The sequence below is a fragment of the Lysobacter sp. Soil_N_51 genome (assembly GCF_057655755.1).
Window position 1 is genome coordinate 282,147 of record NZ_JBDGLR010000010.1, and the last position, 21,877, is coordinate 304,023.

17 protein-coding genes are annotated in these 21,877 nt (G+C 67.7%); 8 read left to right on the forward strand and 9 right to left on the reverse strand.

Going from position 1 to position 21,877, the window contains the following annotated elements:
* Nucleotides 1–62: 62 nt before the first annotated feature.
* The 3 genes from AC3A4T_RS20560 to AC3A4T_RS20570 are packed head-to-tail and all read right to left on the reverse strand — an operon-like array spanning nt 63 to nt 3,886.
* On the reverse strand, nt 63–221 hold the full coding sequence (locus AC3A4T_RS20560; RefSeq protein WP_487677084.1) for a DUF6053 domain-containing protein: 159 nt from the start codon (nt 219–221) through the stop codon (nt 63–65).
* Between the two features lie 34 nt (nt 222–255).
* The gene (locus tag AC3A4T_RS20565) at nt 256–1,647 is read right to left on the reverse strand and encodes a PepSY-associated TM helix domain-containing protein (RefSeq protein ID WP_487677085.1); all 1,392 of its coding nucleotides are present in this window, start codon (nt 1,645–1,647) and stop codon (nt 256–258) included.
* A gap of 1 nt (nt 1,648) precedes the next feature.
* Entirely contained in the window at nt 1,649–3,886 is a 2,238-nt protein-coding gene (locus tag AC3A4T_RS20570; protein WP_487677086.1) for a TonB-dependent receptor, read from the reverse strand.
* Between the two features lie 337 nt (nt 3,887–4,223).
* On the opposite strand from AC3A4T_RS20570, the gene AC3A4T_RS20575 reads away from it, so the two are divergent.
* Both AC3A4T_RS20575 and AC3A4T_RS20580 read left to right on the forward strand, forming a co-directional pair.
* Nucleotides 4,224–4,625, forward strand: a complete 402-nt coding sequence (locus AC3A4T_RS20575; RefSeq protein ID WP_487677087.1) for a DUF3224 domain-containing protein — start codon at nt 4,224–4,226, stop codon at nt 4,623–4,625.
* Nucleotides 4,626–5,016: 391 nt separating this feature from the next.
* Nucleotides 5,017–6,078 (forward strand): lipid A deacylase LpxR family protein, encoded by a 1,062-nt coding sequence (locus tag AC3A4T_RS20580; RefSeq protein WP_487677088.1) that lies wholly within the window; start codon nt 5,017–5,019, stop codon nt 6,076–6,078.
* A 57-nt stretch (nt 6,079–6,135) separates the two neighbouring features.
* On the opposite strand, the gene AC3A4T_RS20585 is transcribed toward AC3A4T_RS20580, so the two are convergent.
* The 5 genes from AC3A4T_RS20585 to AC3A4T_RS20605 all read right to left on the reverse strand — a co-directional run bounded on the left by AC3A4T_RS20585 (nt 6,136) and on the right by AC3A4T_RS20605 (nt 12,745).
* Nucleotides 6,136–7,257 carry an MvdC/MvdD family ATP grasp protein gene (locus AC3A4T_RS20585; protein ID WP_487677089.1) on the reverse strand — a complete coding sequence of 374 codons (1,122 nt, stop codon included), beginning with the start codon at nt 7,255–7,257 and terminating at the stop codon, nt 6,136–6,138.
* Between the two features lie 218 nt (nt 7,258–7,475).
* Nucleotides 7,476–7,649: a hypothetical protein gene (locus tag AC3A4T_RS20590; RefSeq protein WP_157476049.1), complete on the reverse strand. Its 174-nt coding sequence runs from the start codon at nt 7,647–7,649 to the stop codon at nt 7,476–7,478.
* Nucleotides 7,650–7,728: 79 nt separating this feature from the next.
* Nucleotides 7,729–9,885, reverse strand: a complete 2,157-nt coding sequence (locus AC3A4T_RS20595) for a peptidase domain-containing ABC transporter (RefSeq protein ID WP_487677090.1) — start codon at nt 9,883–9,885, stop codon at nt 7,729–7,731.
* Nucleotides 9,882–11,156 carry an HlyD family secretion protein gene (locus tag AC3A4T_RS20600; RefSeq protein ID WP_487677091.1) on the reverse strand — a complete coding sequence of 425 codons (1,275 nt, stop codon included), beginning with the start codon at nt 11,154–11,156 and terminating at the stop codon, nt 9,882–9,884. Before AC3A4T_RS20600 ends, AC3A4T_RS20595 begins: the two co-directional genes overlap by 4 nt.
* A gap of 380 nt (nt 11,157–11,536) precedes the next feature.
* Entirely contained in the window at nt 11,537–12,745 is a 1,209-nt protein-coding gene (locus tag AC3A4T_RS20605; protein WP_487677092.1) for a DUF418 domain-containing protein, read from the reverse strand.
* A 127-nt stretch (nt 12,746–12,872) separates the two neighbouring features.
* On the opposite strand from AC3A4T_RS20605, the gene AC3A4T_RS20610 reads away from it, so the two are divergent.
* The 4 genes from AC3A4T_RS20610 (at nt 12,873) to AC3A4T_RS20625 (ending at nt 19,683) form a co-directional block, all read left to right on the forward strand.
* Nucleotides 12,873–14,396: a sensor histidine kinase gene (locus tag AC3A4T_RS20610; RefSeq protein ID WP_487677093.1), complete on the forward strand. Its 1,524-nt coding sequence runs from the start codon at nt 12,873–12,875 to the stop codon at nt 14,394–14,396.
* Nucleotides 14,393–15,055, forward strand: a complete 663-nt coding sequence (locus AC3A4T_RS20615) for a response regulator (protein ID WP_487677094.1) — start codon at nt 14,393–14,395, stop codon at nt 15,053–15,055. The genes AC3A4T_RS20610 and AC3A4T_RS20615 overlap by 4 nt, the downstream gene beginning before the upstream one ends.
* A gap of 454 nt (nt 15,056–15,509) precedes the next feature.
* Complete coding sequence (locus AC3A4T_RS20620; RefSeq protein WP_487677095.1) at nt 15,510–18,548, forward strand: autotransporter domain-containing protein; 3,039 nt, start codon at nt 15,510–15,512, stop codon at nt 18,546–18,548.
* A gap of 505 nt (nt 18,549–19,053) precedes the next feature.
* Nucleotides 19,054–19,683: a LysE family translocator gene (locus tag AC3A4T_RS20625; protein WP_191822168.1), complete on the forward strand. Its 630-nt coding sequence runs from the start codon at nt 19,054–19,056 to the stop codon at nt 19,681–19,683.
* 16 nt (nt 19,684–19,699) lie between these two features.
* Here the strand turns inward: AC3A4T_RS20625 and AC3A4T_RS20630 are convergent, their stop codons facing one another.
* Nucleotides 19,700–19,984, reverse strand: a complete 285-nt coding sequence (locus AC3A4T_RS20630; protein WP_036113610.1) for a DUF4031 domain-containing protein — start codon at nt 19,982–19,984, stop codon at nt 19,700–19,702.
* Nucleotides 19,985–20,091: 107 nt separating this feature from the next.
* Here AC3A4T_RS20630 and gloA2 point away from each other — a divergent pair, with 107 nt between their 5' ends.
* Complete coding sequence (gene gloA2, locus AC3A4T_RS20635; RefSeq protein ID WP_487677096.1) at nt 20,092–20,481, forward strand: SMU1112c/YaeR family gloxylase I-like metalloprotein; 390 nt, start codon at nt 20,092–20,094, stop codon at nt 20,479–20,481.
* Nucleotides 20,482–20,809: 328 nt separating this feature from the next.
* Nucleotides 20,810–21,619 (forward strand): class I SAM-dependent methyltransferase, encoded by an 810-nt coding sequence (locus AC3A4T_RS20640; RefSeq protein WP_487677097.1) that lies wholly within the window; start codon nt 20,810–20,812, stop codon nt 21,617–21,619.
* Nucleotides 21,620–21,877: the final 258 nt, after the last annotated feature.

The following is a 21,877-nucleotide window of genomic DNA, read 5'->3' on the forward strand; positions in this document are numbered from 1 at the left end:
CTTCGGTGCGCTGGACCGAAGCCGGTAGTTGCTTTATCGCGCAGGCCGTTGGCTGAAAGCCGCTATCGAAGGTCTCTCGCGTGAGGTCCCTGCGCGAGGCCTTTTGTGGGAGGGGCTTCAGCCCCGACGCTTTGCTCTCGGATCGTGGCAGCCTTCATGCAAACCCGCTCCGGCTTTCCGGCGAACCGAGCCAAGAGCGTCGGGGCTGAAGCCCCTCTCACAAAAGACCTCGCAAAGAACCTCGACTCAACAGATTCAGCGCGTCGCCGCCGCCAACCATGGAATCCTCGCAATCACCCAACGATCGATCGCAACCACCAGCAACAGCGATGCCCCGAGCAAGGGGAACAGCACCCCGCAGCCCAGCGCGATGATCGCGATCGTGCGCAACTGCGTCGGCGACGGCCCCGACGGCGCACCCAGGCGACCGCGCGGGCGCCTTCGCCACCACATCCACACGCCGCTGACACTCAGCACCACGATGCCGATGCATGGCAGCAGCATCACGATCTGATTGGCGCGGCCGAAGTAATTGCCCATGTGCAACTGCACGCCCAGCTCGACCGCCTGCGCGGCCCAGCCGTAGTCGGCGAAACCGGTGCGTCCGATAACCGCGCCGCTGTAGCGATCGATATGCACGGTGTATTGGCCTTGCGGCCGGTTCGGATACACCACCGCGGTGTAGACGCCCTCGTCGGATTGCGGCAGCGACAGCCGGTAATCGCCGCGCAGTCCTTGCGCGGCCAGTACGCGCACGACCGCATCGATGCCGATATCGGACCGGATCGCGCTCGCGCCATCATGCGCATGGTGTGCATGCATCGAGGCCGGCATCGGCGCATCGCGTAAGGTCCACGGGGTTTCGCCGATCGCCTCGGCCACCGTGGGCGTCGGTTTCGCCGCCGCCGGGCCGTGATGGCGATGTTCGGCCGGATAGCCGATGCCCAGTTGCTGGGTGCCCGCGCGCAACAGATCGCCCCACACGCCGGCCCAGGGCAGGCCGGTCAGGATCAGGAACACGATCAGCGCCGCGACCCAGGCGCCGATGCTCGAATGCAGGCTGCGCCAGAACACCCGGCCGCGCGCGCGCCAGTCCGGCCACAGCGCATGGCGCCAGCCGCGCTCGCGCGGCCACCACAGGTACAGGCCGGTCGCGATCAGCAGCAGCGCCCAGCACGCGGCGAGCTCGACGATCGCATCGCCGACCCGGCCGAGCATCAAGGAACCATGCATGGTGTCGGCGAATCCGACCAGGGTGTGGGTGTAGACGAACGACCCGTGGACCCGCGCGGTGCCCGGATCGACGAACACCCGCAGTGGTTCGCCGTGCACGGGCGTCACGAACACCTGCGCGGTGCGCCGCGGATCGGAGGGCAGGTTGATGCGGGTCACCGCGCCGGGATGCGCGCGCCGCGCGGCGTCGATCAATCGCGACAGCGGCAGGTCGGCCTCGCGTTGCGGTGCGAAACGCAGCGAAGCATGTACGGCGTCTTCGATCTCATCGTTGAACAGATAGATCGCGCCGGTGATCGCGAGGATCAGCAGCAGCGGCGCGACGAACAACCCGGCGTAGAAATGCCAGCGCCACACCGCGCGGTAGGACGCGCGGCCGAGTTGCTGGCGTTCGCTTGCGGTGGCGTCGCTCATCTCAGAACGACCTCGACCAGCTCAGTTCCAGCGAGCGCGGCGCGCCGAGGTAGACCTGGCTTGCGCTGTAGCCGGACCAATCGGCATAGAACGCGTCGGTGAGGTTGCGGACCCGCGCGGTGTAGCGGCCGTGGTCGGTATCGAGCGAGGCCGAGGCATCGGCGATGGTGTGGGCGCGCACCCGATAGCGGTTGGCGTTGTCGGTGTAGAAGTCGCCGACATGGCGCAGACCGAGGCTCAGGCTCAGCGGCGAGCCGTCGGCGCGGTAGAACAGGTCCACGCCGGCGGTCCGCTCGGGCACGTTGGACGGGCGATTGCCGTCGCGATCGGCGCCGCCGGCCTCGATCAGGCGATCGAAGCGCGCCGACAGCAGCGCGGCGTTGGCGTCGATGCGCAGGCGCGAGGTCGCCTGCGCGCTCAGCGAGAACTCGATCCCGCGCGAGGATTGGCGGCCGTTCTGTACGCTGATCTGCGGCTGCAAGGGGTCGCGGGTCAGGATGTCGTCCTGGCGCAGGCGATACGCGGCCGCGGTCAGGTGCAGGCGCTGCTCGAACAATGCGGCGCGAATGCCGACCTCGATCGAATCGCCCTGGCTCAGGTCGAAGGCGTTGTTGCGCTGGTTGATGGTCAGCAGCGAACTCACCGGCAGCACCGCGCTGCTGTACTGCGCGTACAACTGAGTGCCGGGACGCAGGTCGAACACGCTGCCAAGACGCCACGAGGTCGGGCTGAAGTCGCGATCGAAGCGGCTGCTCAGGCCGCTGTCGAGATCCAGGTTGCGCCGGTTCAACGCGATGCGTTCGTGACGCAGGCCGCCGACCAGCAGCCAGCGCGGGCTCAGGTTCAACGCGTCTTCGACGAACACCGCCGCGACCCGCACGCGGGTGCTGAAGTCGTTGCGGCCGTCGCGGTAAGCGGCCGCGCTGTCGGCGAGCAATTCGCCGCGGTCCTGCGCGAGCAAGTCGACCGGCGCGGCCTGGCCGAAACGGCGCAGGTTGAAGAAATCGGTATCGCTGTATTCGATCCCGGCCGCGAACAGATGCCGACGACCGCCCAGGCGGCCGTCGTGGCGCAGGCTCAGGCGTTCGTTCCAGACCTTGTGCCGGTGATGGATGCGCGCGCTGCTGCGAGCGAGCAGGCCGCTGGCCGGGTCGTAGCTGAAGTCCTCGCTGTTGTCCCAGCGCCGGCGCGCGTCGAAGCCGCTGGCCTCGTTGCGCAGCGACCATTGCTCGCTCAATTGGTAGTCCAGGCGGGTGCGCAGCCAGTACGAGCGCGAATCCATGCGGCCGTCGCGGACGTTGTAGTTGCGGTCGCGCGCGGCCCGGTCGATGACCAAGCCGGCGTCGTTATCGACCAAACCGCTGGGATCGGCCGCGACCGCCAACGGCACCAGCGGCGCGCCGAAATACGCGGTGTCGAAATCGTCGCGCTGGTAATCGAGCGCGACCCGCGCCGACAGCGTGTCGCGCGGTTGCCACAGCAGCGAGCCGCTGAACGCCTGCGCCTGCGACGCGGTGTCGTCGACGTGGCCATCGGAGCGATTGGCGCTGAGTACGCCGCGCACCGCCAGCGTATCGCTCAACGGCAGATTGCCGTCCAGGCCCAGTCGCGCGCTGTCGTGACTGCCGTAACCGAGCAGGACTTCGCCGCTGCGACCGTCCAGCTGCGCGCTCTTGGGCACGAAGTTGATCGCGCCGGCCAACACGCCTTCGCCGTACAGCACCGAGGCCGGGCCCTTGAGCACTTCGACGCGTTCGAAGTTGAAGCTGTCCCAGTTGCGCGAGGAAAACCCCGAGCTGGTCAGGCGCACGCCGTCGAACAAATACGACACCGCGCCGCTGGCGAAGCCGCGCATCGAGGCCACGCCCGGTTGCCCGGGCAGGTTGCCGGCCATCACTCCGGGCATCGCGCGCAGCACCTCGACGCTGTCGCGCAGACCGCGCGCCTGGATGTCGTCGCGGTCTAGCACGTCGAGGGTGGCGGGCAGTTCGTCGGGGTCCAGGCCCAGCCGGCTGGCGGTGGCGACCGAGGCGTCGCGCGTGCTGTCGCGCTGCGCGTGCACGCGCACGGCGTCGAGGGTGGTGCCGGGGTCGGCGTCGGCGGATTCGGAAAAAGTATCGGCTGCGTTCGTGGCGTCAGCGGCGGCCGCGTCGAATGCGGCGCAGGCCAGCAGCGCGCAGCTCAGCAGCAAAGTGGCCGGCGCGATGGAACGGAGCGAATGGGAAGTCGGTATGTGCATGCGGGGCGATAAGAGCGGGCCGTGCCGCGTCGTAGCCGCGCGGACGCGAGCGGCCGGGACGCGGCGCGACTGGAAGACCAAGGGGCGGCCGCCGTGGCGGCGGACAAGCGCACGATGCTAGCGGCGAGGCCGCGCACCGGGCTGCGGCAAGTTGCCGCAGTGAGTCGGCGCCGTGGTGGCGCTGGTGCCGATCTGCAAGCCGCGGCGCCTCGCCGGTCGCGGAGCTGCTTTGCTCGCCGCCTCGTCTGCGCTGTGCGCTAGGCGAGACGGAAACTAAGGCCTAATCTGCAACGCCTGGCGCGAGCTGCTCGCGCCCATCGCCGCTTGGAGCATCGCCATGCCGCACATCGAAGGCCCGTTCAACGTCAAGCTGAGCCCTCAGCCGGTCCACGAGGAAGCCGAAGGCAAGTTCGGCCGCATGGCGATCGACAAGCAATTCCACGGCGAGCTGGACGCCGCCAGCCGCGGCGAAATGCTCGCGGCGATGACGCCGGTCAAGGGTTCGGCCGGTTATGTCGCGCTGGAAAAAGTCGAAGGCCGTCTGGCCGGGCGCAGCGGCAGTTTCCTGCTGCTGCATCGCGGGCTGATGGATCGCGGCGCGCCGGATCTGAGCGTGACCGTGGTGCCCGATTCGGGCAGCGATGAGCTCAGCGGCTTGACCGGCAGCATGAAGATCGAAATTCGCGAGGGCGGGGCGCATTTCTATTCGTTCGATTACGAGCTGCCGCCGATTTCGTAACCCGCGTCGCTTGTGGCCCGGCTGTCGGTGGATACGTTTTCCGGGCCGAAGGCCGTCGCCGAGAGGTATTTCGCGCGCCGCACGCGATCCCGTGACGAGGCAAAACCCGCGCCGCGCCTGGCCGCTGCCGACGGGCCTCGTCCAGCCGATGTCATGCGGCCGTCGCGCATAAGATCGACTCAAGTATCATTCGCGGGACAATCCGTCACAGTCCTGCAAGCCGCGACCGCCACGATCCGTGCGAACTTTGGCGCCGATCCGCCGTGGTCCAGCGCGCGCGGGAATGGGAGCCCGATCTCCGCCGAGGCGGCCGCCTCCGTTGTCCCGCCGCTCCTACCAATCGTCCGCTGCGCGCCCGCCCGCGCCGCGGCCCAGACTGCCGAACCCGCCCATGCGCTCCACTGCACTGCCGCTCTGCGTCCTGTTCGCCGCTGCTCTCGTGCACTGCGGCCAGGCCCGCGCCGACGGCCGCGAGGCCTGCACCAACGGCCACACGCGCCTGCCGCCCACCGTCAACCTGCGCCTGGACAACGATTTGTTCGGCGGCCAGGACCAGGGCTACAGCAATGGCGTGCAACTCACCCTGGTGTCGCCGAACCTGGCCGACTACACCGATGACCCGTGCATTCCGCGGCTCGCGCGCTGGGTCAATCGCCATCTCGATGCGCTGCAGCCCGAAGGCTTCGAACAGCGCAACATGATCGCCACCTTCGCCCAGGGCATCTTCACTCCGACCGATTTCAGCCGCCGCGAGCTGATCCCGGACGACCGCCCGTATGCCGCCGCGCTGCTGTTCGGCCTGGGCTACAACGCGCGCAACGGCGATTATCTGCAGACCACCCAGTTGCAGTTCGGCATCGTCGGGCCGTCGGCCCTGGGCAAGCAGGTGCAGGACGCGGTGCACAAGGCGCTGGGCGACGAGACCTTCAAGGGCTGGGACAACCAACTGCACAACGAGCCGGTGTTCCGGATCGTCCACGAACGCATGAACCGCTATTCGGCCGGCGACGCGCACAACGGCGCCTGGGGCTGGGACGCGATCACCCACTACGGCGGCAGCTTCGGCAATCTGACCACCTACGCCAATGTCGGCGCGGAACTGCGTTTCGGCCTGCGCCTGCCCGACGACTTCGGCAGCACGCCGCTGCGCCCGGCCGGCGAGAACACCGCGCCGACCCGGCATTACAACACCGGCAACCGGCCGTTCGCCGCGCATGTGTTCGTGACCTCGGACGTGCGCTGGGTGGTGCGCGACATCACCCTCGACGGCAACACCTTCCGCGACAGCCACAGCGTCGACAAGCGCTCGTTCGTGGGCGAGATCGGTTACGGCGTGGCCTTGATGCGCGGGCGCTGGAAACTGGCGCTGGCGCGCTACCACCGCACCCGCGAGTTCGACGGACAGAAGCAGACGCCGGTGTTCGGCAGCGTGACGATCAGCCGGGCGTTCTGACGCCGGCAGGTCGAATGCTGGCCCAAGTCGCGTGAGCGCGCCTTCGGCGACTCGCGGCTATTCCAGGGTGATGCCCGCCGCCGCCGGGCTGCGATCCTTCAGGCCTTCGCTGGCCTGCGCCCACCACGCGCGGTGCTCCTCGCTCGCGCAATAGTCGGCGTAGGACACCGGCGCGATCGTCGCCAGCGAATAATCCGGCCGGCCTTCGGCCAGCATCGCGCTCATCGCGCGCAGCAGCGGCAGCGACGGCAGCAGGTCCTCGACGAACAGGAATTGCCCGGCCTGGTTCACTTCCAGGAAATGCGCTTCGCCGTCGGCGTCGATCGCCAGGTCGATGCAGCCGAACACCAACCCCAGCTCGCGCATCAAGGCCGCCAGTTTCGCCTGATCGGAGGCCGACAGCTCGCCAGGTTCGGCGCGCAAACCCTGCGCGGCCTGGCCGACGCGCCAATCGACGAAGCCGCCGTCGTGTTGCGCATGCAGGCGCGCGGCGAAATAGCGATCGCCGATCGCGGTCACCCGCAGGTCGCAGCGCTTGTCGACGTAAACCTGATAGATACCGGGGCAGTGCAGCAGGCTGGCGTCGTCCTCAAGCATCGCCGGTTCGACGATCCGCGCATAGGTGCTGAACATGCGGCCGGTCTCGGCGTCCTTCCAGGTGTGGGTCATGAACGGTTTGTAGACCACGCGGCCGTGGCGCTGGACGAAGCGGCGGATCTCTTGCGGGTCGTGCGACACCAGCGTGGCCGGAAAGCGCAGGCCGCAGCGGTGAGCGGCGCGCAACTGCACGAGTTTGTTCTCGGCCATGGCCGCGGCCGCGGGACGATTGACCCACAGACGGTCCGCGCCCTGATCGGTCAATGCGTACACGTTCTTGAGAAAGCGGCCCCATTCGCCGCGCAGGAACGGTGCGTCGCTGCTGTGCGCGCGTGGAAAGTTTTCGGGATTGCGCGGCCGCCGATACCAGACCGTGCCGACCCGATCGTGGTCGAGCGCGCCGCTCATGCGCAGGCCGTTGTCGGCGTCGCAATGCAGCGACATTGGCCCGAGTTCGGATTCGGCCAGCGAGGTCACCCAGGTCGCATCGATGCCGCTGGCTTGCAGCGCCCAGCGCGCGGCCGAGGCATGGATGTCGTGAGCGAGCGAAGAAAGAATCAGCGGGCGGCGATGAGAGGGCATGCGGCGATGGCTCGGTCCGGTCGCGTGGGTATCGAAAACAGCACGCCCCGACGGGCGGGGCGTGCCGAAGTTCGCGCAGTCGCTTCGATTTACGCGCACGTCGCTCGCGCGCGAGTCCATCGATGCCTTACGCATTCGATCGCTGTGTTCCGATCCGATCACAGCATGTCTGCTCACAGCAGGTCTGATCGCAGCAGGTCAGATCACAGCGGATCGAATCACACCAGGTCCGGATCGCCCGGGTCGTCGCCGTTCGGGCCGGTGGCGTGGGTGGTGTCGCCCTTGCCGCCGGAAATCGCGGCGATTTCGTCGAGCGAAAGTTCGCGCGCCGCGATGCGGGCGAGCGGGCGGGCGGTGTCGTTCTGAGGCAGATTCGCGTCTTGCTTGCTCATGAAGCGTTCTCCTGAAACGTGATTGCCGAGAAGAGTTGGAAGGCCGTCCCGGCGTCGGCACGAACGTGGATGCTAGCAACTAAGAAAGTCGTGTTTTCCCCATCGCCATCGCAGTTTCATCGTGAATGCGCGACACGATCGGCGATGCGAATTCCTTGTTCGTAATCGATTCAATCACGCCGTCGCGCAACGCGATCACGCGATCGGCGCTGCGTATCGTGTCGGGTCGGTGCGCGATGACGATGCGGGTGATGCGCAATGAGGAAATCTCGCGATTGATCTCGTGTTCGCGCGCCACATCGAGATGGCTGGTGGCTTCGTCGAGCAGCAGGATCGCCGGTTGCTGGTACAGCGCGCGCGCCAGCAGCACGCGCTGTTTTTGCCCGCCCGACAGCGATGAGCCCAGGTCGCCGACCAGGGTTTCGTAGCCCATCGCCATGCCGGCGATATCGGCGTGGATGCGGGCCGCGCGCGCGGCGGCCTCGATGCGTTCGCTGCTCGCGGCCGGATCGAAGAAGGCGATGTTCTGCGCGATCGAACCCGCGAACAGCACGTCTTCCTGCATCACCGCGCCGAACAACTCGCGGTATGCGGCCAGCCCGTAACGCTGGATATCGACACCGCCGATGCGGATCGTGCCGCTGCTGGGCCGCTGCAGGCCGAGGATCAGCTTGGCCAAGGTGGTCTTGCCGCAACCCGACGGTCCGACGATCGCGACCGATTCGCCGGCTTCGATGCTGAAACTGCAATCGCGCAGGATCCACGGTTCGTCGGCGGCATAGCGAAAACTCACGCCTTCCAGCTCGATCCGCGGCCGCGGCGCCGGTCCGGCGTAGTCGGTATGCACATGCAGTTCCGGCGCTTCCAGCGCGATATCGGCGATGCGCTGACCGTGCAGACCGAGCAAGCGCAGATCGACCAGCTTGTCGATCAGGCTGCCGGTGCGGGTCGCGAACAGATCGGCGTAGGCGACGAACACCACCATCATGCCGGCGGTGAACCGGCCCTGCAGGGTCAGCCAGGCGCAGATCCAGATCAGCAGCACGCGCTGCACGCCGAACACCAGCTTGGACAAGGCCGAGAACACCGCGGTGGTGCGGCTGATCGCGGCTTCGCGGTTGGCGACTTCGACGCTGGCGTTGGCGATGCGCGCGCGCCGTTCGTCCTGCTTGTTGCCGAGCTTGATCGTCTGCACGCCCTGGATCGATTCGATCAGCAGGCTCTGCTGTTGCGCGACCTGGATCAGCTGTTCTTCCTTGAGCCGGCGCAGGCGCCGGAACGCGAGCCAGCGCAGGCCGGCGTACAGCGCGAACGCGGCCAGCACCAGCGCGGTCAGCGGCGGGCTGTAGAACAGCAGCAGGCCGAGCACCAGGACCACGGTGAGCCCGTCGAGCAGGCTTTCGACGAAGCTGCCGGTCAAGGTCTGCTGGATCGCCTGCACCGAGACGAAGCGCGACATCACCCCGCCGACGTGGCGCTTCTCGAAGAAATCCAGCGGCAGCCGCATCAGGTGGCCGAACAGGTTGGCCAGCCATTGCGAATTCAAGGACGCGCCCAGATCGGCGATCAGCCAGCCGCGCATTGCGGTGATCGCGGCCTGGAACAGCACCACGGTCAGAAAGCCGATGCCGAGCAGATGCAGCAGTTCGACATCGCCCGATACCAGCACCCGGTCGATGACCCATTGCATCGCCAGCGGCAGCAGCAGGGTGAAGCCTTCCAGGCTGAGCGCGAGCGCGAGGATCTGCAGGCCGGCGCGGCGCAGGCCGACGATCTGCCCGGCCAGTCCGCGCAGGCTCAGCCGCTGGCGTTCGCGCATCGGCGCGAAATCGGGCTTGCGCGACAGTTCCAGGGCGATGCCGGTGTAGTGGCGGCCGAATTCAGCCAGCGGCAGCGAGACCGCGCCGCGCGCCGGGTCGTGCAATTCGGCGCGGCCGCGGGCGATGCGCTTGAGCACGACGAAATGATTGAGGTCCCAGTGCAGCACGCACGGCAGCTGCAGGTCGGCGAGGTGTTCGATCTCGGCGCGCAGCGGACGGGTGTCGAAACCGAGCGCGCCGGCGATCTTGATCAAACGCGCCAGGGTCGCGCCGCGCGGCGACACCGGGAAACGGCGACGCAGGCTGGCCAGGTCGATGTCGTGGCCGTGATGGATCGCGATCATCGCCAGGCAGGCCAGGCCGCATTCGGCCAGCTCGTTCTGCTGGATCACCGGCAGCGCGCGAGTGCGGCTCATGGCGCGTCGCCTTGCGTAGTTGTCAGCGCAAGCCCGCGAGGCGCGGACACGTTGGGCACGAACAGGAATTCGTACAGCCGCCGCCGTTCCAGTTGCAGTTCCGCGTCGACCCGCATCTGCGCCTGCAGCGCGTGGCTGGCGACCTCCTGCCGGTCGAGATCGACCAGCACGCGCCAGGCCGGCGCATCGGCGGGCCGGCCGGTGCGCTCGCGGATGTCCTGCGCCGACAGCGGCCCGCGTGCGATCTGCGCGACGCGGCCGCGCTGCAGGCCGTAGGTCTGATACGGAAACGCCGGATAGCGCAGGGTCACCGGCGTGCCGGCCGCGATCAGGCCGATCGCGCGATCGGGCAGCCACAGTTCGGCTTGCAGCGGTGCGCGTTCGGGTAGCAGCGAGAACAGCCGTTGGCCCGCATCGATCGCCTGACCTTCAGTCAGCGCCCAGCCGCTGATCCGGCCCGCGCGCGGCGCCAGCACGGCGATGCGGCGACGGCCTTCGTTGTGGGCGTCGTCCTGGGCGATGTCGGTCAGTTCGCGTTCGATCCGGCCGCGCCGTTCGCTCAGGCGCCGCGGCAGATCGGCCAGCGCGGCGCGCGCGTCGGCGAGTTCGCGCGTGGCGTCGAGCCGCTCGCGTTGCGCGTCCTGAACCCGGCTCAGGCTGTCGATGCGGGTGGTTTCGTATTGCTGCCACTGCACGTCGCTGAGCAGCTTGGCCGCGCGCAGTGGTTGCACCTGTTGCGACAGGCGTTCGGCCTGCGCGGCTTGTTCGCGGCGCAGCCGCAGTTGCGCGTCGGCCAGGTCGATGCGGCGTTGCGAGTCGGCGATGCGTTGGCGCAAGGAATCGGTGTCGCGGCCGCGTTCGCGTTCGATCGCGTCGCGCTCGGCGAGCAAACGTTCTCGTTGCAACGCCAGTTCAGCGCCGACCGCCTGGCCGACGCCGGCGCCCAGCGCCGGGCTGTCGAGTTCAGCCGATATCTCCAGCAATGTCTGGCCGCGCGCGACGATCTGGCCTTCGACCACGTGGCTGCGCGCGATGCGGCCGCCGGCCGGCGCGCTTACGTTCAAAAGACCGCCGCGCGGAATCAATTGGCCGCTCGCGCTTTCGCTGCGGGTGTAGCGACCGAAACCGAGCAGGGCCAGCAACGCGATCAAAGCCGCCAGCGCGAGCGCGGCCATTGGCCAACCCATGCGTGAAACCGGCAAGCGGATGCTGCCGAGCCAGCGCTGTTTCCTGGCGTCGAGCATTTCGCGTCTGAACAAGTCTTCGTGCATGAAGACGTCAGCCGCGCGCTGCGCGCGCGATGGATGCGTTCGGGCGAGTCCAGGCGATCACGGGCGTTGCGCGCACTCCGGTCGATCAGGTTCGGCCGTTGAGTGTCGTACATGACCGCGGGGCCGGCCACACGGCATTGTCGAAGTCGGTCACGGTTTGCGCGACAGATGACAAGGGTCATTCGATGGGCGGTACATCGCCGCCGTATTCACCGTCCGGGTTGTAATGCGGACAAGTTGTCGCGTTGCTGGAGATCTTTTGTGGGAGTGGCTTCAGCCGCGACGCTGTTCGATCAGCTTGCCGTGATTTCATTGAGATCGGAGACAAAGAGCGTCGGGGCCAGGGCCGCTCCCACAAGAAAGCTCGAAAAGTTCTTGGCTCATCGCGAATCGGGCAAGCCTTTGCGCAGTCGCGGCCAGTGGCCGATGGTGAGCGCGCGCAACAGCCACTCGATCGGCCCATAAGCATGCTGCCGCAGCCACCAGCGGCTCAGCGCCAACTGCGCGCCGAACAGCGCGACCGCTATCGCCACGCAGCCCAGTGGCGACACGCGTCCCATCAAGCCGAAGCCGTAACCGGTGAATACCAACGCACACGCCAGCGACTGCAACAGATAGTTAGACAGTGCCATGCGGCCCGCCGGCGCCAACGCCGCGACCGCGCGGCGGCCGCGTGCGCTGTCGAACGCGGTCATCGCCCAGGCGGCGTAGGCCAGGCTCAGCCACGGCGCGGTCAACACGCTCAACGCGAGCGCGAGCAGTTCCAGCGGCCCGCCCGGCGCCAACACGCTGACCGCCGCGAATACCAGCGCCGCGGGCAGGCCGATGCCCAGCCCGTAGCGCCGCACGCGATGCATCAAGGGTCGATAGCGATCCAGTCGCGCCAGCACCTGGCGACGGCCGGCGATCAATCCGAACAAAAACATCGCCAGCGCGCACGGCGCCTGCAGGCAGGCGAGTACGACCGCGGTCGAACCCAGTTCGTCCAGGCGCGCATCGATCACCTCGCCCGGATCGCCGGTGAAGCCGGTTTGCACGGCCTGCGCGGCTCGCGCGAGCGCCGTGGCATCGGCAGGCCGGGTGTCGCCGTCGATCCACAGCAGCAATGCCAGACCCGCCCAGGCCGCGGCGGTCAGGCCGATCAATCCGATCGCGCGGCGCCACGCGAGTTGCTCGGGGCTGTCGCGCATCGCCAACAGCAGCAGGCCGAGCACGGCATAGGTGCTGAGAATGTCGCCATGAAACAGCAGCGCCGCATGAATCAGGCCGATCGACCACAGGCCGAGCAGGCGCCGGACCATGCGCGGCGCGAACGCCGCGTCCGCGCGCCGCGCCGAATCGAGCTGCAGCTGGAAGCTGTAGCCGAACAGGAACGAGAACAGCAGATAGAATTTCATCTCGAACAGCGCCGCGATCAGCCCATGTGTGATGCGGTCCGACGGCGCATCAAAGGCCGGATCGGCCGCGCCCAGGCCGAACCAGGGCGAGGCGAACACGCCGATGTTGACGATCAGGATGCCGAACAGGGCGAATCCGCGCAGGGCGTCGAGATGCTCGATGCGCTGCGCATCGCGGGACGAGGAAGGCATGGCGTGAGGCGAAGGGAAGGCTACGCCATGCTCCGCGCGGTCTTGGTTGCGCGCATCGGGCCGTCGTTGGGACGCGACCGGGACGTTTGGCGGATTCGCCGCGCGTGGAAACTGGAATACTGAGCGCATGAACGATACCGCCGCACGCCCGACGCCTGCCGCGCGCGCACCGGTACGGCGCTGGTGGAGCGGGCTGTTCTGGAAATGCCTGCTGTCGATGCTGATCGCCTCGTGGGTCAGCACCGGCCTGCTGTCCCTGCTCGGCCTGTATCTGGAGCGCCGCGAGGTGCGCGCGCACATGGCGCCGCCGCTGCTGGAAAGTGCGATGCGGCGCGAACTGCAACGTCTGGGCCCGCTGCCCGAGCAGGCCCGGGTCGCGCCGGCGCAGTGCGAGGCGCTGGTGCAGGCGTTGCTGGTGCGGATCGTCGGCATGGATTCGGCCAAATGGATGGCTTCGTACAGTTTTGCCGGCGGCACCGCCGACGGCCGCATCGCGATCCGCTACCGCGATCGCGACGGCCGGGTCTGCCAGTTTCCGGCGCGGCCCAGCGCGCCGCTGCAGCAGGTGCTGGAAGACAGCGAACACGAGGCCGCGACCACCCGCGCCGCGGTGCCGCGCCGGCACGAACGCGAGGGCGACTGGATCAGCGTGGTCGCCTTGCCGCTGGCCGATCGGCCGGGCGCGACCTTGAGCGTCGGCCAGCACGCCGGCGGTTCGCTGGCGAGCTTCATGCGCATGGATTCGGGCGCGTTCGAAGGGCTGATGATCTATCTGGTGGTGATCAGCGCGATGTCGGCGGTCGCGGTCGCGACCTTGCTGACCCGCCGCATCCGTCACGCCGAGAGCGCCGCCGATGCCTGGGCAGCGGGCGAGCTGGACGCGCGCATCCACGACAGCGGCCTGGACGAATTCGGCCGCTTGTCGCAGCGGTTCGATCGCATGGCCGATGCGCTGGGCGAGGTGATCCAGGTGCGCCAGGCGCTGGCGGTGGCCGAGGAGCGCAACCGCCTGGCGCGTGATCTGCACGACACCGCCAAGCAGCGCAGCTTCGCGCTGGGGCTGCAATTGAGCGTGCTCGATCATCTCAACGAACGCGCCGGCGAGCGCGCCGGACAAGGCGGCGCCGATCAGCGCCAGCGCGCCTTGATCAAGGCCGCGCTCGGCCTGACCGGGCAGTTGCAGCGCGATCTGGCCGACGTGATCCAGCGGTTCTCGGCGCCGACCGTGGCCGAGCAAGGGCTGCGCAAGGCGCTGGAAGACACCTTCTCGCACCTGCTCGGCGGCAGCGAGATCGAATGGCGGCTGTTGCTCGACGGGGTCGCCGAACGCGGCCTGGGCGAGTATCCGCAGCACGCCGGGCAGCTGTTGCTGATCGCCACCGAAGCCGCCTCCAACAGCCTGCGCCACAGCGGCGCGCGCCGGATCGAGGTGGTGCTCAACAACTCCGGAAACCGCTACGGTTGGACCATCCAGGACGACGGTTGCGGCTTCCTGCTCAGCGAGCACGAAACCACCGGCATGGGCCTGGCCAACATGCGCCTGCGCGCGCGCACCTTGCCGGGCGGACGTTTCCGCATCGCCAGTTCCGCCAGCGGCACCGTGGTCACGGTGTCGTTCACGCTCGACCCGCCGCAAGGAGTACAAGCATGACCACCTCGGTGTTGTTGGTCGACGATCATGAAGTGGTGCGCAAGGGCATCCGCAGCCTGCTGCTGCTGACCGACGATTTCGACGTCGTCGGCGAGGCCGGCGGCGGCGCCGAGGCGATCGAGCTGGCGCGCGATCTGGCGCCGGACCTGATCGTGATCGACCTGATGATGCCCGACGTCGACGGCGTGACCGCGATCCGCGCGATCAAGAGCCTGAGCCCGCGCAGCGCGATCGCGGTGCTGACCTCGACCGATCAGGACGACCTGGCCTTCGCCGCGATCGAGGCCGGCGCGCAGTCGTTGCTGTTCAAGAGCATGCTCGGCGACGAACTGCTCGCGACCCTGCGCCGCATCGCCGGCGGCGAGGCGGTGATCCATCCCTTCGTCGCCCAGCGCATCCTCAAGGCGGTGCGGCGCAAGCGCGAGCCGCGCGAGGACCCGTTCGCGTGCCTGACCGAGCGCGAACTCGATGTGCTGCGCAAGCTCGCCGAGGGCGGCAGCAACGCGCGCATCGCCGCGGCGCTCAATATCGGCGAGAAGACCGTCAAGTCGCACCTGGGCAATGTGCTGGCCAAGCTGCATCTGGCCGATCGCACCGAGGCGGTCGCGTTCGCGTGGCGGCGCGGATTGATGACCGGCGAGGCCGACGACGCGCTGTGAGCACGCATGCGGTCGATTCGACCGAGTTGCGCATGCGTGTCGTCGCCTTCGTGGCGAGCGTGTCTATCGATGCGTTGAGTCATTCGATAAAACCCCTGTTTCCCAGGGGTTTATAGCCAAAAAAGCAGATTAGGCAAAGTCGCCGCTCGCTCGCGCTTATCGCCCGCAAGCGTCGAAAGTCATGCAAGCAATGCGCGCTCTCGAGGTAGGGAGCCGATGGTGAAGCTGCGTTAGTTGTTACAGAGGTCGCCCTAGCGATCCACGCAGCAACGATGCCGACACGCGCATCGAGCCATTGCCGGCGCCGAACCGCGGCGCCTTCGACATGACAGGGGTTCATCGACAGATGCAAGGCACTACCCGCGCTACGCGCATTCAACCGCGCACGCTCCGCACGCATACCCGTTCTCTTCTTTCGTTGGCGATCGTGGGCGGCCTGTTGGCTGCTTCGCCGATGGTTTTCGCGCAGGACACGATGGGCCAGGTCGGCGACGCCGACAGTTGGCGCAGCGATGAGTTCAAGCGCGACTGGGGCCTGGAGGCGATCAACGCCCACTACGCCTACGCGCGCGGTCTCACCGGCAAAGGCGTACGCCTGGGCCTGTTCGACTCGGGCACCGCGCTCGCGCATCCGGAGTTTTCCGGGCGCAACACCAGCAGCATCGCGCTGAGCAACGATCCCGAATGCGCCGATCCGTCGGTGGTGGCCGGTCTGGGCGCATGCGGCGCGACTCGCGGCGATCGTCCGGGCAAGTCGTACTACGGTCTCGGCCCGGGCGTGCCGCCGGCGTTGGCCGCGCGTCTCATCGCCGCGGGTCTGCCGTATGGCTTCGTGTATGAAGAACATGGCACCCACGTCGCCGGCACCATCGGTGCGAATCGCGACGGCACCGGCACGCATGGTGTCGCGTTCGGCGCCGACCTCACCGCCGCGACCGTGTTCGGCGATACCTACAGCGAATGGCGCCTCGACCCAGACGGTTTCTATCGTCCGCGCGCGCTGTACCGCACCGACCCGGAAGATCCGGCGACCGAGAGCATGTTCGATCAGGCGCAGGCACTGGGTACGCGCGCGATCAATCACAGCTGGGGCCCGACCCGCCGCAACACCACCGAGGCGCAGTTGGAGGCGTACTACGCGCAGCAGGGCGCGGGTTACGAAGTATTCGCCAGCATCTATCAGCCGAAGGACGGCAAGCCCACGTCCGACTTGATCCAGGTGTGGGCGGCCGGCAATCAGGCCGGTGGCCTGGCCAGCATCGCCGCGACTTTGCCGCGCTGGCACAAGGAGATCGAGCCGTACTGGCTCAGCGTCGCCAACGTGCGTCTGCCGGGCGACGGCGAAGAAGGCTATGTCATCGACGAAAGCTCGAGCATCTGCGGCTTCAGCAAGGACTGGTGCGTGTCCGCGCCGGGCACCGACATCGACAGCACCATCATCGCCGGCCGCATCGACGGCCGTATCGATGAAACCGACGACTATCTGCGTTTCCTGATCGACAATGAAGCGCCCGAATACGACTACGGCCTGCTCACCGGCACCTCGATGGCCGCGCCGCACGTAACCGGCGCGCTCGGCCTGTTGTTCGAACGCTTCCCGTACCTGAGCAGCGCGCAGGTGCGCGACGTGCTGCTGACCACCGCGACCGACATCGGCGCGCCGGGCGTGGACGAGATCTACGGCTGGGGCATGCTCGATCTGAAGAAGGCCATCGACGGTCCGGGTCAGTTGCGCGTCGACACCGACGTGGTGATGAACCAGCGCGCCGGCGGCGCCAAGGTGTGGGAAGGCGCGGCCTGGGACGACTGGCGTAACGACATCGGCGGCCCCGGTCGTCTGACCAAGTCCGGCGTGGGCTGGCTGCGTCTGAGCGGCAATAACGACTTCGCCGGCCTGACCGTGCAGCAGGGCGTGCTCGAACTGACCGGCAACAACAACTACGCGGCCGAAGTCACCGGCGGCGCGTTGATCGTCAACGGCAGCCTGAGCAGCGATCAGACCTTGGCGGTGCGCAGCGGCGGCATCCTCGCCGGCAGCGGCCGCATCGTCGGCAACGCGCGCATCGAAGGCGTGGTCTCGCCGGGCAATTCGATCGGTACCTTGAGCGTGCAGGGCGACTACACCCAGGCGGCCGGCTCGATCTACGACGCCGAACTGTCGGCCGGCGGCCAGTCCGACCTGATCAGCGTCAGCGGCAAGGCGACCCTGGAAGGCGGTACCTTGGTCGTGCATCACGCGCCGGGCCAGTACCTGCTCGGTCAGTCGTTCAATCTGCTCAGCGCCGCCGGTGGCGTCAGCGGTCAGTTCGCCGCGCTCGATCAGACCGCGTTCTCGCCGTTCCTCAAGTTCGGCCTGAGCTACGCGGCCAACCAAGTCGGCGTGGCGGTGACCCGCGGTGCCAGCCTCGCGTCGGCGGCGCAGACCGACAACCAGCGCGCCGCGGCGGCCGCGGCCGATCAGCTCGCGATCGGTCAGGGCATTCCGCAGCCGTTGACCCAGTTGTTCCCGGCGCAGGCGGTCGCGGCGCTGGATTCGCTCAGCGGCGAAGGCCACGCCAGCCTGCGTTCGATCATGGTCGACGATCAACGCCATATCCGCGATGCGGCGCTGGCGCGCGCGCGCGCCGGACGCGGCGAATTCGCCGCCGATGCCGACGGCGAATCCTCGCAGGGCGCGTGGGTCGAGCTGATCAAGTCCGGCGGCACCCTCGACGGCGACGGCAATGCCGCGCGCAACGAGTACAACGGCTCGGCGACCTTGGTCGGTTACGACTACCGCTTCGACGGAGGCTGGCGCATCGGCGTGCTCGGCGGCAGCGGGCGCAGCGACAGCAACGACGATCGTCTCGACAAGGGTCGGGTCAAGAGCCGCCACATCGGCGTCTACACCGGCCAGAACTGGGGCGGCTTCGGCCTGAGCGCGGGCTTTACCTTCGCCCGTCAGGACGTCGACCTGGAACGCCGCATTGGCTTCAACGGTTTCAGCGACCGCACCCGCGCGTCGTACGACGCCGACAGCAAGCAGGGCTTCGTCGAAGGCGGCTACCGCTTCAACGCCGGCGCCTGGGAGTTCGAACCGTATGCGCAGTTCGCCCAGGTGCGGGTGAGCAGCGACGGCTTCCAGGAAACCGGCGGCGCCGCCGCGCTGACCGGCCGCGGCGCCGACAGCCGGGTCAATCTGTCGACCGTGGGCCTGCGCTTCAACGTAAACCTCAAGGGTTCGCAGCAGGACGACAGCTGGCTGAGCCTGCGCGGCGGCCTGGGCCGTCGTCATGCCAGCGGCGATCTGAACCCGGAGACCTCGGTCGCCTGGCGCGGCGCCAATGCCTTCACCGTGCAGGGCGCGCCGCTGGCCGACAACGCGACCTTGCTCGAAGCCGGCATCGCCGCGCGCTTGAGCGCCAATGGGTTGCTGGAGTTGAACTACAGCGGTCAGATCGCCGATGAGGCGCACGACCACGGGATCAACGCGCGGTATTCGTTGCGGTTCTGAGGTTGGTGCCCGTTTTCGGGCAGTAGTTGAGTGATCAGGAAGCCGCGACGGTCTGGGCCGTCGCGGCTTTTTCTTTGGGGCGCTTATGTCTTGCGGGTAAAAGCGAATCCCCCCTGGCCCCCCTTTTCCAAAGGGGGGAACCCGTCTTGTTGGGGCGGCGAGGATTGCGGTTGTTCGACTTCGGTTGGATGCTGAGTCCGAAGTCGAAGTCGAAGTCGAAGTCGAAGTCGAGTCCGAGCCCAAGCTCAAGCTCAAGTCCAACCCCAAGCAATCGTCGGCCCATAGCAATAAAACCCCGATGCGCTTCATCGAAGTTCCCCCCTTTGGAAAAGGGGGGCAGGGGGGATTCGCTTTTCCCGCCAGACCTTACGTCCCCGACACCCTAACCCGCATCGCCAACACCACAGCGTTGCGAACCAAGCCGCTTATCCGCAGCCACACATTCGGCGATGATGTAGCCACGCCGCGCGGCAGCGCACCGCCTGAACCCAGCAGGAGAAACCAAATGTTCGAGCTTTCAGCGCTGTTGGCCTTCGCCGGCCTGGCCCTGGTCATGGTGCTGACCCCGGGCCCGAACATGGTCTACCTCGTCTCGCGCTCGATCTGCCAGGGCCGCAAGGCCGGGCTGACCTCGCTGGCCGGCGTCGGCGTGGGCTTTTTCTTCTATCTGTTCGCCGCCGCCTTCGGCATCACCGCGCTGTTGTTCGCGGTGCCTTACGCCTACGACGCGCTGCGCATCGGCGGCGCGGCCTATCTGCTGTGGATGGCGTGGCAGGCGATCCGCCCCGGCGGCCGCTCGCCTTTCCAGGTCCGCGATCTGCCGGTCGACAGCCCGCGCCGCTTGTTCGTGATGGGCCTGCTGACCAGCCTGCTCAATCCCAAGGTCGCGATGTTCTACCTCGCGCTGCTGCCGCAGTTCATCGACCCGCACAAGAGCGTGATGCTGCAATCGCTTGCGCTGGGCAGCCTGCAGATCGCGATCAGTGTCGGGGTCAATGCGCTGATCGTGGCCGGCGCCGGCGGAATCGCGAATTTCCTCGCCGGGCGGCCGCGCTGGGTCGCCGCGCAGCGCTGGGTCATGGGTGGCGTGCTGTCGGCGCTGGCCGTGCGCATGGCGGTCGATGCGCGCCGCTGAGCGCGTCGCGGGCCGCTTAAGGCGCCAAGCCGGCGGCCTGATCGCGCGCGCGCTGGATGATCGCGCGCACCTGGGCGCGGTCGCGATGACGCGAGATCGCGACCGCGCCCAATGCCAGCGCGCGTTCGCGCATCTGCGCGGTGACGTCGTAATGGCAGCCGCTGAGCTTGTTCTGGAACGACACCCGCGGCCGCCCCAGGCGTTGCGCGAACTCGTGCAGTTCATCGAGCGTATCGGCCATGAGGTGGGCCCAGCGCTCGCCGCGCCAGGGCCAGACGGCATCGTCGACGTACACGGTCACGCGGTTCTCCAAGACGGGGCGTCGCACGATGCATCCGCGACAGGGACGGCCCAGTATCCGACAATCGCGCTGTCGCGAGCGAACCCCCGCCGCTCGCCGGAGTCGCCATGCACCTGTCGAGCATCCACCACGTCGCGCTGATCTGTTCGGATTATCCGCGCTCCAAGCGGTTCTACACCCAGGTGCTGGGGCTGCGCGTGCTCGCCGAGGTCTACCGCGAGGCGCGCGATTCCTACAAGCTCGATCTGGCCTTGCCCGACGGCGGCCAGCTGGAGCTGTTCTCGTTCCCCGATCCGCCGCCGCGGCCGTCGTATCCGGAAGCCTGCGGGCTGCGCCATCTGGCCTTCGCGGTCGCCGACATCGACGCCTGCGTGGCCGAGCTCAAGGCGCAGGCGATCGCGGTCGAGGACGTGCGCGTCGATGAATACACCGGGCGCCGCTACACCTTCTTCGCCGATCCCGATGGGTTGCCGATCGAGTTCTACGAGCGCGAATGACGGTGCGCGGGCGCATGAGTCCGCGGAAAGCAAACGGCAGGCACGTCGATGCGGCGGCCAGGCGCGGCCGGCGATCGGGAAGACGATAGCTGCGTTGAGCGCGGCGATCCGTCTGCGCCACGCATCGCCTGTCCGCGCTCAGGGCGAGGGTAACGATGCAGGTCGTCCGTTCCGACGACGTGACGACTGTGTAGTTGGACCGGGCATCGCCCTGAATTAGCGCGATGCGACGCAGACCCGCCTCTACGCTTCGGCGTCACGCGGCCGGTCGCACACTGACGCCGCGTTGCTGCGGTAGACGCCGCCCCTCTTGTAGCCGGAGTGTTCGATGCGCCTGGAAGGCAGCCAGGAAACCTTGCTGATCACCCTGTACGCGAAGGCCATGGACAACCGGGCCACGCCGTCGATCCTGCACGACGCCCTGGCCGACGACCTGATCCGCCGCATCGACTACGACTTCGAACGCTTCGGCCTGAGCGACTACGACATCCGCGGCCTGGCGCTGCGCTCGCGCATCATCGACAACTGGACCCGCGCCGCGCTGCAATCGCGCCCCGACACCCTGGTGCTGCACCTGGCCTGCGGCCTGGATGCGCGCGTGTTCCGGGTCGACCCGAGCCTGGACGTGGACTGGATCGACATCGATTTCCCGCAAGTGATCCAGTTGCGCCGCGACCTGCTGCCGCAACGTCTCGGCCGTTACCGCACGCTGGCGAGCAACGTGATGGAGCCGGACTGGATCGAGAAACTCGACAATCAGCGCCCGGTACTGGTGATCGCCGAAGGCCTGTTTCCGTATCTCGACGAATACCGCGCGCGCGAACTGATGCGGCGCTTGATCGATCGCTTCCCGCAGGGCGGGCAGTTGCTGTGCGACGTCTACGGCCGCCTCGCGCTGCGCTTGTTGCGCAACGCGCGGATGATCCGCGCGACCCAGGCGCGCATCGGCGAATGGGGACCGGCCGGCGCGGCGGAACTGGACACCTGGCATCCGCGGCTGCAACTGGTCGACGAACCGGACTATGCGGAATTGCCGGAAATGCAGGCGTTGCCGTGGGCGCAGCGTTGTTTGTTCAAGTTGTATGGGCGTTCGCGCTGGCTGCGCAGTCTGGGGCGGGTGGTGAGGTATCGGTTCTAAACGGACCTGGTGTTCGCGCCTGTCTAACGAAACTTGTCGCTGCAGGTCTGGCGCAATGGCCTAACCACAGTTGCTGTCGCCGTCACCATTGACTCTGCTTTTGCGCCTCTCACCTCTCGCTTGAGCCTGATTTCAGACTCCCCTTCCAGCGCTGCGACGCTTGGAACTCGCGTTAACAACAGCACACCCGAAGGGCGGCGTGCAGGATGCACGCCGTGCGCCACCGGGACATGGATGTCCCGTGTGGCGCATGCCCGC